13 protein-coding genes are annotated in these 13,930 nt (G+C 47.9%); 8 read left to right on the forward strand and 5 right to left on the reverse strand.

The window, feature by feature from the left end; all coding sequences use genetic code 11:
- Window position 1: 1 nt before the first annotated feature.
- The 3 genes from HX021_RS19615 to HX021_RS19625 form a co-directional block, all read right to left on the reverse strand.
- Window positions 2-1,333, reverse strand: a complete 1,332-nt coding sequence (locus HX021_RS19615; protein WP_286592282.1) for a RagB/SusD family nutrient uptake outer membrane protein — start codon at window positions 1,331-1,333, stop codon at window positions 2-4.
- Window positions 1,334-1,340: 7 nt separating this feature from the next.
- The gene (locus tag HX021_RS19620) at window positions 1,341-4,376 is read right to left on the reverse strand and encodes a SusC/RagA family TonB-linked outer membrane protein (RefSeq protein ID WP_353621071.1); all 3,036 of its coding nucleotides are present in this window, start codon (window positions 4,374-4,376) and stop codon (window positions 1,341-1,343) included.
- 374 nt (window positions 4,377-4,750) lie between these two features.
- Window positions 4,751-6,199 (reverse strand): phytoene desaturase family protein, encoded by a 1,449-nt coding sequence (locus HX021_RS19625; RefSeq protein WP_286592283.1) that lies wholly within the window; start codon window positions 6,197-6,199, stop codon window positions 4,751-4,753.
- Between the two features lie 103 nt (window positions 6,200-6,302).
- Between HX021_RS19625 and HX021_RS19630 the strand changes: the two genes are divergently transcribed.
- The 7 genes from HX021_RS19630 (at window position 6,303) to HX021_RS19660 (ending at window position 10,929) form a co-directional block, all read left to right on the forward strand.
- A complete protein-coding gene (locus HX021_RS19630; RefSeq protein ID WP_286592284.1) occupies window positions 6,303-6,434 on the forward strand; it encodes a hypothetical protein in 132 nt (43 codons plus the stop codon).
- A 276-nt stretch (window positions 6,435-6,710) separates the two neighbouring features.
- Window positions 6,711-7,148 (forward strand): hypothetical protein, encoded by a 438-nt coding sequence (locus HX021_RS19635; RefSeq protein WP_286592285.1) that lies wholly within the window; start codon window positions 6,711-6,713, stop codon window positions 7,146-7,148.
- A gap of 70 nt (window positions 7,149-7,218) precedes the next feature.
- Window positions 7,219-7,542: a hypothetical protein gene (locus HX021_RS19640; RefSeq protein ID WP_286592286.1), complete on the forward strand. Its 324-nt coding sequence runs from the start codon at window positions 7,219-7,221 to the stop codon at window positions 7,540-7,542.
- A gap of 436 nt (window positions 7,543-7,978) precedes the next feature.
- On the forward strand, window positions 7,979-8,698 hold the full coding sequence (locus HX021_RS19645; RefSeq protein ID WP_286592287.1) for a helix-turn-helix domain-containing protein: 720 nt from the start codon (window positions 7,979-7,981) through the stop codon (window positions 8,696-8,698).
- An 84-nt stretch (window positions 8,699-8,782) separates the two neighbouring features.
- The gene (locus HX021_RS19650) at window positions 8,783-9,193 is read left to right on the forward strand and encodes a DinB family protein (protein ID WP_286592288.1); all 411 of its coding nucleotides are present in this window, start codon (window positions 8,783-8,785) and stop codon (window positions 9,191-9,193) included.
- A 17-nt stretch (window positions 9,194-9,210) separates the two neighbouring features.
- Window positions 9,211-9,495 (forward strand): DUF1330 domain-containing protein, encoded by a 285-nt coding sequence (locus tag HX021_RS19655; RefSeq protein WP_286592289.1) that lies wholly within the window; start codon window positions 9,211-9,213, stop codon window positions 9,493-9,495.
- A 141-nt stretch (window positions 9,496-9,636) separates the two neighbouring features.
- Complete coding sequence (locus HX021_RS19660) at window positions 9,637-10,929, forward strand: TIGR00341 family protein (protein WP_286592290.1); 1,293 nt, start codon at window positions 9,637-9,639, stop codon at window positions 10,927-10,929.
- Between the two features lie 32 nt (window positions 10,930-10,961).
- Here HX021_RS19660 and HX021_RS19665 read toward each other — a convergent pair whose 3' ends face one another.
- The gene (locus HX021_RS19665; RefSeq protein ID WP_286592291.1) at window positions 10,962-11,639 is read right to left on the reverse strand and encodes a potassium channel family protein; all 678 of its coding nucleotides are present in this window, start codon (window positions 11,637-11,639) and stop codon (window positions 10,962-10,964) included.
- 69 nt (window positions 11,640-11,708) lie between these two features.
- Complete coding sequence (locus HX021_RS19670) at window positions 11,709-13,091, reverse strand: TrkH family potassium uptake protein (RefSeq protein ID WP_286592292.1); 1,383 nt, start codon at window positions 13,089-13,091, stop codon at window positions 11,709-11,711.
- 327 nt (window positions 13,092-13,418) lie between these two features.
- On the opposite strand from HX021_RS19670, the gene HX021_RS19675 reads away from it, so the two are divergent.
- Window positions 13,419-13,865 (forward strand): hypothetical protein, encoded by a 447-nt coding sequence (locus HX021_RS19675; RefSeq protein WP_286592293.1) that lies wholly within the window; start codon window positions 13,419-13,421, stop codon window positions 13,863-13,865.
- Window positions 13,866-13,930 lie beyond the last annotated feature (65 nt).

Here is a 13,930-nt window from a genome sequence, read left to right on the forward strand (position 1 = left end):
TTTAGCGTGAATAACCAGGGTTCTGTTCCAGCGCCGGGTCAGCCAACAGCTGGCTATAGGGGATCGGCAGTAGCAGCCTAAAATCTTCCTGTATGCCCAGCACCTGCTTGGCACGTCCAGTGCGGACCAGGTCAAACCACCGGTGCGCTTCAAATGTAAATTCCAGCCGCCGTTCATCCGCTATCCATGATAGGATCTGGTCCTTATCTGTTGAGGAAGGCCTTGCCTTTAATGCCGCCCTTGAACGAATGCGGTTGAGGTCCGTGAGGGCCTGCGTATAATCGCCCAGCTCTGCGCTCGCCTCGGCCCGGATCAATAAAATTTCGGCGATGCGGACGATGTAAGTCGGGTCCTTCGCCGGATCGCGGTAGTAGAGGTTGCCGTACCAGCGGCCCTGATTGTCCCTGGCGATCAGGGCAGCCCGTGCTCCGCCCGTCTCCGGACTGCTCAACAGCTTCACCAATGCTGCATTGGGCGCCCATTGCCTTGTGCCACCATTGGTCTGCGGCTGCCATTGCCCCCGGTGGGGATTGGGTTCATTGGCACTGTAAAACAGCTCAAAGATGGACTCACGGGTTTCTGTCACATCATTTTTAAAAAAACTATCATATGGATCCAGGAGTTCATAATCCGGATCTGACAGCAGGCGGTCGGCATATTGAATGGCCCGCTGCCAATCCTGACGGTAGAGATAGTACCTGGCTTTAAGTGCCAGGACTGACTTTTTTGTCAAGGCCGTACGGTCGGTGCTGTTGTCGAGCAGCCCTTCTGCCGTATCCAGGTCTTCGAGCACACGGGCATATACCTGATCCGCACTGCTCCGCCGGATCCCCATGTTCTCCCCGATCTTGGTGGTGGGTGCAGTAACGATGGGCACCCCACCCCAGACCCGCAGCAGGTCAAAGTAATTCAATGCCCGGATGGCGTAGGCCTGGCCACGGAGGTTTTCCTTCAGCGCATCACTGATGTTGCCCTGGTCGTAGTCCGTGAGATCTTGGATCACATTATTGGCCCGGTCAATGGATTTATAGATGCCGTTCCAGGTCGTGGCCAGGGTTGCATTTTCAGCATTGACCTTATGGTTGATAAATTCCTGGATCTGCGACTGCGATCCGGTCCATTCGACATTGTCACCCGAGAGGTAGGCAATGGACTGATAGTTGACGCTATAATACGAACGCAGGGCAGCATATACGCCATTCAATGCTGCCTTGGCTGACGTTTCGTCATTGATCACCTGGTCCCCGGATATGGAGGTCCGTGGCTCTACCTCCAGAAAGGAGGAGCAGGCCGACAAGAAAACGAAAGGGAAAAGATAAAGATATTTTTTCATGTTATGTTTACAAGGTTAGATTGACACCCAATTGAAAACTCCGTGGCTGTGGGGGTGTACCCAGGTCGATCCCCTGTTCGTTGGCCGAACTGCTGGCCGCCGATTCGGGGTCCAGGCCCGAGTATTTGGTCCAGGTGAACAGGTTTGTCGCCTGAAGATACACCCGCAGTTTGGTCAGCGACAGCCTGTCAAGTGCCGCAGCCGGGAGGTTATAGCCCAGGCTTAGTGAGCGGAGCCGCAGGTAAGAACCATCTTCCAGCCAACGGCCGCCGCCATCTTTGTAATTATTGTTGTTGATACCGTCCGAGCGCGGTATATCCGTGCGGTCGCCGGGCTGCTGCCAACGGTCCAGGTTGGAGCTGAAGATAACGCGGGCGGCATCACGGGCACCGCCGGCCTCACCGAAAAACCGGTTGTGGTTATAGATTTCATTACCGACCGAAAAACTGAGGAAGGTACTCAGGTCCCAGTTCCGGTAGGTAAAATTATTGGCGAGCCCACCGAAAAAATCAGGCCATATGCTCCCCAGGATCTGGCGGTCATCGGTCGTGATTTTGCCATCCCCATTGACATCTTCGTAGACTGCGTCGCCAGTCTGTGGGTCCACATACAACTGCTTGTACACCCAGAAAGAATACATCGGGCTCCCCTCCTTAAACAGGATCAGGTCGCGGCTGCCAAAATTCATGGGTTTGCCCAGTCGCTCAATGTTGTTGACATTGCGGGCTATATTGAAGGAGCTGGTCCAGGCAAAGTGGTCCCGCTGGATATTGGTCGAGTTGAGGCTCAGTTCGAACCCCTTGTTACTGATCTCAGCGGCATTGTTCAGGTAACTGTCGTAGCCCGTCGTTCCGGGCAATACCGCTGTCAGCAGGCCATCCCTGGTCCGTTTATCATAGTAATTGAAACCAAAGGCCAGGGCATTCTTGAAGAGTGCGGCATCCAGGCCGATATTGAACTGCGCCGTCTGCTCCCAGCTCAGGCGCTCATCAGCCAGTTGCTCGGGGAACATCCCTGCCACGCCCCGGTATGCCGCATTTACGCCCGACCAGAGCTGCCGGGAAGCAAAGGAGCTGATCCCGCTCTGGTTGCCCGTGACCCCATAACTGCTCCTGATCTTGAGGTCGCTGATAAAGGCTATATCCTGGAGGAAAGGCTCCTTGCTCAGCCGCCAGGCCAGGCCCACAGCTGGAAAATACCCCCATTGGTAGCCCTTGCTGAACTTGGAGGAACCATCAGCCCGCAGCGAGAAGTCGATCAGGTACCTATCGTCAAAACCATAGTCCACACGGCCAAAGAAAGAAGCCAAATTATACTTGTCCCAATCCTGAAAGCTGGTGGTATTGGCCGCGGAGCCGATGATTTTAAAATCATTGGAGGCAAATCCTTTGCCCGTGGCGGAAGTCAGGGAAAAGGTGCTACTCTGCAGGGTATTCCCCAGGAGCAGGCCAAAGGAATGGCGGGAACCAAGGCGCCGGCGGTAGGTCAATGTCTGCTCATTGGTCCAGGTGGTAGCCTGGCTTATTGCCGATGTTGCCGAACCACTGGGGCTTCCCGCAATCAGGAATTTATTCCAATATTCATGTTCGTCATACTGGTTGTAGTCCACACTAAAGGTAGACCTAAATTTCAGGTTTGGGGTGATCTGGTATTCGCCATAGACATTGCCGATATAGCGGAGGCTGACGGAGCCCACATCGTAATTGTCCAATAAGAGGGTCAGGTTGTCAAACCCGGCCCTGCCGACCAGCTCACCGGCGTCATTATAAGGCGAAAGGTAAGTCGGCGTATGCAGTGCAGCCTGCAGGATCCCACCCTGGGGCCCATCTCCGGCCCGGCCCTGATTGCGTCCGGTCCGGGAGATGGCATTGCTGGTCCCAACCTTGAGGCGCTCGTTGACCGTTTGGTCCAGGTTAAACCTGAAACTAGCCCGGTCAAAGGCAATGGGCCGGAGGATAGACTCCTGTTTGTTATAGGCTGCAGCCAAGTAGTAGGCCGTTTTATCGCTACCGCCATAGAGCGACAGGTCCGCATTATACAGTCCTGCCGTGCGGAATGCTTCGGCAAGCCGGTCGTAAGTCAGCTGTTCGGCGGGCAGCCCGCGGCCACCCTGGGCAGCAGGGACAAAAGGTTCGGGCTTGCCGACATTACGGTTATATTCATTCACCAGCTCGGCATGCTCCGGCCCCGAGGTCAGGTCCCAGAGCTTCGCAGCCTTTGCCCGGCCCGCATATATATTGACATCAACCTTGGCCGACTGCCCGTTTTTACCGCGCCTGGTCGTGATCAATATGACCCCATTGGCACCCCGGGAGCCATACAATGCCGTTGCTTCAGCATCTTTGAGCACCTCGATATATTCGATGTCCGAGGGGTTCAGGTCGGCGATCGGCGAACTTGCCTTACCGCCGGTATTTAAGGTCTGCAAGCTTTCGGCATTTACAAACACACCATCAATCACATAGAGCGGATTATTATTGGCATTGATGGAGGTGGCGCCACGCAGCCGGATATTTAAGGCTTCGCCGGGAACCCCGGTGTTGCTGCTGACCTGCACCCCCGCCACCTTGCCCTGCAGTTGCGCATCAAAGCTCCCTGCCGGAATGGAGCTCAGCTCCTTTAAGGCCACTTTTTCCACCGAGCCGATCAGGTTTTTCTTTCCCACGGTCGTATAGCCGACCACGACCACCTCCTCCAGGTTGTCCGACGAGGGCTGCAAGCGGATTAGGACCGGGGAAGATTGTACCACAAGTTTCTGAGCCTGGTACCCCACATAAGATAACATCAGGGTCAGTGGCAGCTTCTGGCCGGTCACAAAATGAAAATTGCCCTTTTCATCTGTTTTTACCGTGTGCGTCACAGCCTCCAGCTGAACGGTAACCCCCTCCAGGGGCAGACCGGAAATAGAATCAACAATTTTACCCTGCAGGGTTGCATTAATAATAGGTTCGCTGACAATCTGCGCCGATAGCTGCACCGGGGCCAAAGCCATTGCCAGCAGGATACAAAACAACAGCGGTTTTGCATGCTTGAATTTTATCATGAAAAAAATGTTTAAATCGTGTACTGAATAAGTGCCAACGCCAATCGATCACTTGTATTTCTTTATCCTCTTTTTCAGGCAGGACATCCCCTGCCCATTAAAGATCCACCAGAAAATTATATTCAGCTACACATTCGCGCTTTCGGGTTCAAGCAGGTGTCAATTAAAATTCGTCTTTTCAGGGAATACGACGGGTAAATGAAAGTATTCATACGGTTAGTTGTTTAATGAGAAACTCTGTTTATTATCGTTGCCAACGCCAATTGATCCAACGGTTGTGTAAATATAGTAAAGTCTGTAATAAAATCTACTAAACTTATAGACTTTTTTTCAGGCAACCCCTTCCACCATCCGCCTGCCCGCCATGCTATTCCTCACTGGCCTGCTGACCAGCCGTTGACCACAATGCCAAAATGCTCTTTTAGCGCCTTGCGTGCGGCCTGGTAGCCACACATGCCATGCACCCCACCCCCTGGTGGCGTGGACGAAGAGCATATATACATATTTTCCACGGAAGTCCGGTACGGGTTCAGCGCCAGAATGGGCCGGCTGTACAACTGCGTGATATCCATGATGCCGCCATTGATATCACCGCCGACATAATTGGGGTTGTACTGTTCCAGCTGAGCCGGGGAGAACGTATGTCTGGCCAGGATGGTATCTTTAAATCCAGGCGCAAACCGTTCCACCTGATCTTCGATCAATGCCGTATAATCCACGGTACTTCCCTGTGGCACATGGCAGTAGGCCCATCCTGTATGCCGGCCTTGGGGTGCCCGGCCCGGATCAAAGGCCGACTGCTGTGAAAACAGGACAAAGGGCCGTTCCACCCGTTTTCCGAGATGCCCCAGCCGTTCGCCTTCCGCAATTTCGGCATACGTGTTGCCCAGGTGGACGGTAGCAGCCTGCTGGCAGCGCAGGTCTTTAAACGGGGTCATTTCAGCCAATGCCCAATCGACTTTAAACACCCCCATCCCCTGTCTGTAGCGCTGGAGCCGCCTGCGGTAACCAGCCGTAAGGCCTGTACCCTTGAGCTGCAGCAACTGCCGGGGCGTGATATCACAGAGCAGCACCTGATGAGGGGGCAGCTCACGGATATCCTGCAGCCAATAGTCCGTCTGCACTTCGCCGCCCAAAGATTGGTAATAGCGCAGCAAGGCATCGGCGATGGACTGCGAGCCACCGACAGGGATCTGCCAGCCGTATTTATTGCCAATGGCCGACAGCACGATCGCAATCGCAGAAGTGGTCCAGTTGCTCAGGGGCTGAATACCGTGGGCAGCCATGCCGGCCCACAATGCTTTGGCCTTTGCGGTGGTAAAGCGCTTTGCCGTCCAGCTGGCCGGCTGCAGTGCATCGAGGCCAAACCTGGCCAAGCGCAAGGGATGCTTCGGCAAAGACAAGGGCCCCATGATATCGGGGGCAAGCTCGTCCCAGTGGACGATGACCTGCTCGACCAGCCTGCGGTAAGCCTCACCATCAGCCCCCAGCCCACGCACCGTTTCGGCGAGGCTATGGTAGAGCAGTCCCGTCTCCCCGTTATGCAGCGGATGCGCCGCAGCATAGTCGGGCTTGATAAAGGAGAGGCCAAATGCCGCCAGCGGCAGGCTCCTGAAAAAAGGCGAAGCCAGGGCCATAGGATGAATCGCCGAACATACATCGTGCCTGAAGCCCGGCAGCGTAAGCTCTTTTGTGCGCATGCCCCCACCTATGGTGTCGGCGCCCTCAAACAGCAGCGTACGTAGCCCCTGCTGCTGCAGGGTAATTGCCGCCGCCAGGCCGTTTGGCCCTGAGCCAATGATAATTGCATCGAATTTTTGCATAAACTGGGATTAAGCCATTCTTTTCAGTTGATGAACAAATATAACAAAACCTTAAATAAAATCTACAAAACAAGTAGACTTTAGCTTTCCTAAAAATAATCGAATGGCAACACGTATTAAAAATATACATCCTGTAACATTCACACAGGTCGGTGGTGGTATAAAAATTGATCAAACAGATGCTGCTAAAGCAACTGCAGAGGCTATAAATATTACACTTAAACTCTTGGGATGATATATGGCCAGGCTGAGAAATGCAGATATCTCCAATTTGACTCTGATATTCGATGATTTATTGGGAGGTGATGATTGTTAAGGTATAATATTTGCTAAACTCTCCTATGGAGCAAATACTTAGATATATCCAATAAAAATTTTAGTATTCCATTCAAAATGATCCTTTTGGATGGAATTACTTATAGTGAGGATAACTTAGATGTTCCATTCTCGGGCTACAATACTGATAGTTCTGTTTCTAAGCGGGAATATTATATAGATGATATCAAATAAAATGAATTATAAAAATACAGTTATCAGAGGATTTTTTTTATTTTTAATAACGTTTTTAAGCCAATGGCATTCACTGTTTGCTCAAGAACAGTCTGCCGAAAAAAAAATGATTGAATCTTTTATCATTGAATTAACAAGATCCGATACAATTTCTGCTCCATTTCTAGAGAAGTATGTTATTTTCAACAGGAAACAGGAAAGTGTTAACAAGATAAAGCGGAGCTTAAACGAAATAAAAACAAATTATTTGACAAATAGGGAAAAGTATTTAAAACCAAATATTGATGCATTGGATTTTATACCAGTACAATCTAACGCCAAATATTATGGTATTCAGATCGATAATGATCGCTCTCTAAATTTTGCTATAGAATCAGGCAAAATTAGTTCGATATCTCTGTTTCAAACATCAAGCTACAACACAATTGTGTTTTTTTAAAATATAACTACTGCACGGATAATGTAATAATGCCATACACAAAATTAATTCCAAGTAACCAATAGATAATATGAGAACATTATTCTTTATTTTATTTATCAGCATGATGTTTATATCTTGCAGCTACAATAACCGGGGTAAATTTGTAATAACTGATTTTAGTAAAGACACCACATTTCAGGTGAAAACAAAAAGTAGTTCCCCTACAACTTTATGGTTATATATTAAAGGCTCCACGAATGACACAATTATGATCAATGAAGTCAAAACAAAGGTAAATCCTGGAAAAGTAGATTCTTTACAGATGGACGAGTACTATCCGGACTTTTCCATTCGGTTTAAGCATTTTAAAGCTACAAAAGGCAAGATTGAAGTTGAATATTACCTTCCATAGCCTAAGTAGTACCAAAAATAATATCAATCATAATAGTAAGATTATAAAAAATCATTAAATTAGAGTTCATAAAATAAGTTAATAATATGGCGAAACACCCGGAGTCCCCAATACTCGCGGGTGTTTTATTTTAGCATCGTATTCCAGCAACAATATTTGAGCTGTCCTCATTTTTAATCCCAAAAATTAATTTTGTTCATTATATTCGCATATACAAGCGAAGCTTTATAAACAAAATACTGCAATTTTTTGACCGGCACCAAGGAAAATAAAGAAGGAAACTGTACTGAAAATCAAATAGAATTATAGTCCTATGGAAGCAGATATTTCCACGTTATATAAATCAGACTTTTATCAGGTACTTAATTTTAAATGTCGGTGTTTGGATTGTAAAACCTCTAAGCCTGAGTACGTAGAGTCTTTCTCGATTAGCTTTGTGAGAAAGGGAAATTTTATTTTTAATGTTTTCAGGAATTCATTTGACTCACACACAGGGCGTATTCTTCTTACAAAACCTGGTTACGAGCATACGGTTACTCATGTACATGATATCCCAGACGAGTGTACAATCATAGAATTTACGGGAGCGTTCTACCATGAGCTATATTCGAGATATAAAGGGGATCAATTTCTCTCAAATGAAGATATCCATTCCTTGCAGATCAATACTACTCCTGAAACCGAATACCTGCATCATTTATTGTTGTCACATATTTTCTTTCAACAGACTGATCGGTTGCAAATAGACCTGTTGATTTTAGAGATTGTTGAGCAAACTTTAGACTTCTTATCGTATACGGAACAGAATCCGCTTTCGGATCGTTTCAAAAGAAATCATCTGACCACTGTTGAACAAGCTAAACAGTATATGATGACAAATTTTTCTGAGGATATTTCGCTGATGGATATTGCCAGTAATTGTTTCGTAAGTACTTTTCATTTCAGCCGTATTTTTAAAACCTTTGTAGGTGTCTCTCCACATGCATTTTTATTATCTGTCCGCCTGAAAAATGCCGAGATCATGCTCAAAGCTTCTTCTCGGCCGGTAACTGAGATTGCCTTTGTTTCTGGTTTCAATAGTTTGGCGCATTTTTCGGCTACCTTTAACGAACGGTTCGGGTATTCTCCAGTAAAGTACCGGGAGAAGTTTCAATAATTTTTGGAAAAACTAAAATAGCAAGATTTCTAAAATCGTTTGTTTTTGTTACGGCTACCTTTGGCTATATCAAAAATAAACAACATGAAAAAACAATTATTGGAAACATTGAAAAAGGCAAAAAATTATACGCTCGCTGTCGTAGAAGCAATGCCCGAATCCCATTTCACATTTAAACCAGACGGAGCTGGTTGGAATTTTGCTGAACTGCTAAACCATATTGGTTATGGTATTCAATGGTGGAGGGACAATTATCTTTTAGGAAAACAGACCGATTGGGATCAACCCTTTTTTGAAAGTAATAAAGCAGCTGTGAAAACTTATTTGGAACAAAGTTTTCAACAGCTCGAAGAGACCTGCCAGGAACTGTCATTTGATCGAAATAGTGAACTGGAAGGCTTTCATGCGACATTGGACCATGTAACTCATCATAGAGGGCAAGCTGTCCTTTATCTGCGATGCCAAGGAACAACACCTCCTGAATATATTTATTAATTAAATCCTATCATATTATGTCTTCTTATTATATTATCAGTTATGATATCGTTGACCAACAGGGATACGAGCATTATGCAAGTGAGGTAGCGCAGTTGCTACCGCAATATGGTGCTTATGTACTGTTTTCAGACGACAGTGCACTTACCGTTGAAGGTGATGCTAGTCAGGTAAATGCTATTGTCGTTTTTCCAACCCGCGAATCGGCATTACAGTGCTATCAATCATCTAAATATCAAGAGATCAAAAAGATACGCATTAAATCTGTGAAAAATAGTCGATTTGTACTGGCTACCGATTGATTAGTAAAGGTAAAAGGGATTTTTTTCCTTTTACCTTTACTTTACTTATAGCATTCCAGCTACAATATTTGGGCTGTCCTCATTTTTAATCCCAAAAATTAATTTTGTTCATTATATTCGCATATATACAAGTGAAGCCATATGAACAAAATACTGCGATTTTTTGACCTGCATCAGGGAGAAGAGAAAAAGGAAACCGTACTGGAAAATGTCGTGAGCAACATTTCCTTCCGCGGATCCAATGCCTGGATCTTGGCCTGCGCGATTGTGGTCGCCTCTGTTGGGCTCAATGTCAACTCTACGGCTGTGATTATCGGGGCCATGCTGATATCCCCCTTGATGGGACCTATTGTGGGGGCCGGTTTTGCGCTGGGCACCTTTGATTTTCCGCTGCTCAAAAAATCCATCAAAAACCTGCTGATCGCCACGCTGATCAGCCTGGTGGTGTCTTTTCTCTATTTTCTGTTGAGCCCCTTCAAGGAGGCCCAATCCGAGCTGCTGGCCCGGACATCGCCCAACATCTATGATGTGCTCATTGCCATCTTTGGCGGGCTGGTGGGTGTCATCGCCATCACCAGGGTCGACAAGGGCAATCCGATTCCAGGTGTTGCCATTGCCACGGCATTGATGCCCCCACTGTGTACGGCAGGATATGGACTTGCCATCGGCAATCTCAGCTACTTTGCCGGCGCCTTGTTCCTGTACATCATCAACTGTGTGTTTATCTGTATTTCCACCTTCGTTATTGTCAAATACCTGCGTTATCCCAAAACACACTACGTCGATCAGCAACGGGAAAAAAGGATCACCCAAAGCATTACCATCATCACCCTTGCACTCGTATTGCCCAGCATCTATTTTGCCTACAATCTCCTTCAGGAAAAGAAATATACCAACAAAGTGAAACAGTTTGTGCAGCAGGAACTCAGCAATAAGGGGTATACCGTCATTTATGAAAAGCTGCAGATGAACAGTAAGCCCAAGAAGCTTGAGCTGGCATTCCTGGCCAAAAAATTCAGCAATCAGGAAATTGCTTCCCTGCAGCAGGCCATGGAAAGCTTTGGAATTGACAACACCAACCTGGTGATCCATCAGGACAGCCTGGACCTCAAATCCAGCATCCTCAGTGAGATCGACAAACGTACGGCTGCCGTCAGTGAAAAAGACCTGACCATCCGGGCCCTCAACAATGAGCTGGCCAAATACCAGCTGGCCAGTCCATCACTGGACCAGGACATTGCCGTCCTATTTCCGGAGCTGAGCGCCTATAGCATCGGCGTGCAGCAGCAGTATGCCAAGAAGGACAGCCTCAGCAAGCGCATTGCCTTTATCTATTCGGCCACAGCCCCACTGCCCCGGACACAGGAGGACAAGTTGCATAATTGGCTAAAAAACCATTTTCCAAAAGACAGTGTCGAGGTGATCAAGCGGTAGGCATTCCCTTTGCCCCGGAGCAGGCCCTGCCATCACAGAAAGGCCTTGATGTGGTCGTTATACCCGTAGATCACCAAAATATCCCCTGCTTCCAGGCGGGTATCCGGGCGGGGTACGCCGTGCAGTACCGTGGTGACGACGCTTCGGCCAAAGGTGGTCTCCTTTTCCGTATTTTTCAGTATGGTGAGCACCAGCAGTTCAAACTTTTCCCGGAAGCCAATCTCCAGGATGGTTTTGCCGACATATTTCACCGGCACCACCGCTTCCACAATGGAATAGTTACTGTTCAGTTCAAACGAATCCACAAATCCGGTCATACATAAGCGTTTGGACCAGCGTTCGGCAGACTCTTCCTCCGGGTGCGCAATTTCGGACACGCCGAGTGCGCCCAGCACTTTCTCGTGCAGCCTATTGACTGCCCTGCTGATCAGGCGCTTGACATTCGCCTCCTTACAGAGCGCGCAGACCATGATATTGGCCCCTTCATCCTCGCCGATGGCATTGACAACAACATCCGTATTTTTCAGCGGAAGGGAATGAAATGCCGTTTCATCCGTTGCATCCAGGCATATGGTATGCGTTATCTTCTCTTTGAGTGCCGTTACTTTTTCCAGCCGGCGGTCCACACCGATGACCTCATTGCCCTGCGCCGAAAGTTTTTCCGCCAGAGAAGCCCCAAAATTCCCAAGTCCGATGATAATAAATTTCATTTTATTTATGTTTAATTTAAACCATTGAAAATAAACCCCAGCGATCGTTTCTCCTGCAGGCCCACTTCACTAATATATCGTCAATTCCTCTTCGGCATACCGATAATGCGTATAGCGTACTTTCTTGATAAACGCAATCAGTACGGACAGCATCGTGACCCGGCCAATGAACATCAAGAGTATCAGCACCACCTTACTTGCCCCGACCAGATCAGCGGTGACGCCCAGTGAGAGACCGACGGTACTATATGCAGAAAAACATTCGAAGGCAATGTCCAGCAGCGGGCGGTCCCGCTCAAAGAAGGAGATGGCGAAGATGGCAATCCCGATGATGATGAGCGACAAGAACATGGTCGCAAAGGCCCGCTGTATCGAGATCCCGGCGATCTCCCGCCGGAATATTTCCGTCCGGTCCTTGCCCTTGGCCAGGCTGATCACATTGAGCACCGCCAGTGCAAAGGTACTGGTCTTGATCCCCCCACCCGTGGAGTTCGGTGAAGCACCGATCCACATCAGCAGCATCACAAACAGGATGCTCGAAAAATGAAGCTGGGCAAAATCAATGCTATTGAAACCTGCGGTCCGGGGTGTGGTTGCCGTGGCAAAGGCCAGCACCAACTTCCCGACTCCCTGGTGATCTGCAAAGACATGGTCAAACTCATTGACAAACAAGAGTATGGTCGCAAAAACGGTGATACAGGCCGTGGTGATCAGGTTGATCTTACTGTTGATGGTCATCACCCAGGGCCGATAATAATTCTCCTTTGTCGTCCATTTTCGCAGCAACCGGTCTGCCAAGTGCTTGATATATTTGATCACATTGATGACAATGGGAAAGCCCAGCCCCCCAAAGATATAGATGCAGGCTACTGCCAGCTGGAAACCATAGTTGTAATATACCTGCTGGTCCATCAGTCCCTTGGGCAGGGTCGAGAAACCCGCATTGCAGAAGGAAGACACCGCATGAAAAAGAGCGATAAAAATACGTTCGGCCACCGTCGTGCCGGGCAGTCCCGTGATGCTCCAATAAATCGCTGCCGCACCGACCAGCTCAATGCCAAAGGTAATGGCGATAGTGCGTTTTAACAGCACAAATACTTCACCCAGCCGTTCGGTATTCGAAAAATCGCGGATGGCAAGCTGGTTTTCGTAACTGCTGCCGCCTTTCAGGAAGTAAGTAAAGAGCCCGGCAAAGGAAAGAATCCCTATCCCACCAGCCTGGATCAACAACAGGATGAAGACCTGGCCCCATAGGGTAAAATGGCTGGCCGTGTCGACCACGACCAATCCGGTCACGCAGACCGCACTGGTGGCCGTAAAGAGGGCATCCAGCCAAGATATGGGCTGATTCAATGCGATGGGCAGCTTCAAAAGAACCGTACCAGCAATAATCAATAGGAGGAAACTAAAGATAAATAGCTGCGCAGGGTTATAAAAACGTTTTCTGATCACTTCTTTTCAAATATGCTCTAAAACTAAAAAAAATATTTTGCTCCAAGGTCCTGCATCTATTCAAAATAATGAACAGACAGAAGCAATGATCAAAATCATACTATTCATCAGGCAATATTTGTAATTTCAGTAAGAGATTACGAATATTGCCTTTTGTCTTTTTAGCTACAGATCACCTCCTAAAAATGGACATCCCGCGGCTATACAGTCGAATCAGTCCCTATGGAAACAGGCTAAAAAAACAATCGGAACTACAAACATAGATTACATTTATACATTAGGTAAAACAACACATTAAGCTAGTTATCAATGCTAAATATTATTTAAATGGGCATTTTAAAAAAATTAAGGAACTTGTTTTTTAGCACATCCCGAGCAAGCGACAAGCCTATTGCAGCAAGTGGGCCGGCAGACCGGCCTGTGGTCAGCAAGGGACAGGTATGGTCATATCATACCCGGAAAGGAGAAGAACAATCCATGGCCACCGTATTGGCGGTAGAGCCGGGACCAGACGGGAAAAATATGATACACCTTAACATCACCGGGCTTAGCCTGATCAATGCCCAGGGTGAGCAGGTGGGCAGCATTATCGAGCATGTACCCATGGCCGAAGATGCATTTTGGGCAAGTGTGATACAACCAATGGGATCGGCCGCCACCACTTTGGGTGAGGGATATTATCTGTGGAAAGCCGACTTCGAGCGAAATGAAGCTGGGATCTGGGACATTCCACTAGCACAAGTGATCACACTGATCGAAAAGAGCATACCCTAGGTGTCCTTAACAAACAAAGCAACAAAAAAGTGCTATACATCACTCCTTATATGCATAAAGCACAC

The sequence above is a fragment of the Sphingobacterium sp. N143 genome (assembly GCF_030325625.1).
In the GTDB taxonomy this organism is placed as follows: Bacteria; Bacteroidota; Bacteroidia; order Sphingobacteriales; family Sphingobacteriaceae; genus Sphingobacterium.

What these genes read in the sequence shown, in the direction of transcription:
- HX021_RS19615 (WP_286592282.1), bottom strand. Translation starts at nt 1,333, where the DNA reads ATGAAAAAATATCTTTATCTTTTCCCTTTCGTTTTCTTGTCGGCCTGC.
- HX021_RS19620 (WP_353621071.1), bottom strand. Translation starts at nt 4,376, where the DNA reads ATGATAAAATTCAAGCATGCAAAACCGCTGTTGTTTTGTATCCTGCTG.
- HX021_RS19625 (WP_286592283.1), bottom strand. Translation starts at nt 6,199, where the DNA reads ATGCAAAAATTCGATGCAATTATCATTGGCTCAGGGCCAAACGGCCTG.
- HX021_RS19630 (WP_286592284.1), top strand. Translation starts at nt 6,303, where the DNA reads ATGGCAACACGTATTAAAAATATACATCCTGTAACATTCACACAGGTC.
- HX021_RS19635 (WP_286592285.1), top strand. Translation starts at nt 6,711, where the DNA reads ATGAATTATAAAAATACAGTTATCAGAGGATTTTTTTTATTTTTAATA.
- HX021_RS19640 (WP_286592286.1), top strand. Translation starts at nt 7,219, where the DNA reads ATGAGAACATTATTCTTTATTTTATTTATCAGCATGATGTTTATATCT.
- HX021_RS19650 (WP_286592288.1), top strand. Translation starts at nt 8,783, where the DNA reads ATGAAAAAACAATTATTGGAAACATTGAAAAAGGCAAAAAATTATACG.
- HX021_RS19655 (WP_286592289.1), top strand. Translation starts at nt 9,211, where the DNA reads ATGTCTTCTTATTATATTATCAGTTATGATATCGTTGACCAACAGGGA.
- HX021_RS19660 (WP_286592290.1), top strand. Translation starts at nt 9,637, where the DNA reads ATGAACAAAATACTGCGATTTTTTGACCTGCATCAGGGAGAAGAGAAA.
- HX021_RS19665 (WP_286592291.1), bottom strand. Translation starts at nt 11,639, where the DNA reads ATGAAATTTATTATCATCGGACTTGGGAATTTTGGGGCTTCTCTGGCG.
- HX021_RS19675 (WP_286592293.1), top strand. Translation starts at nt 13,419, where the DNA reads ATGGGCATTTTAAAAAAATTAAGGAACTTGTTTTTTAGCACATCCCGA.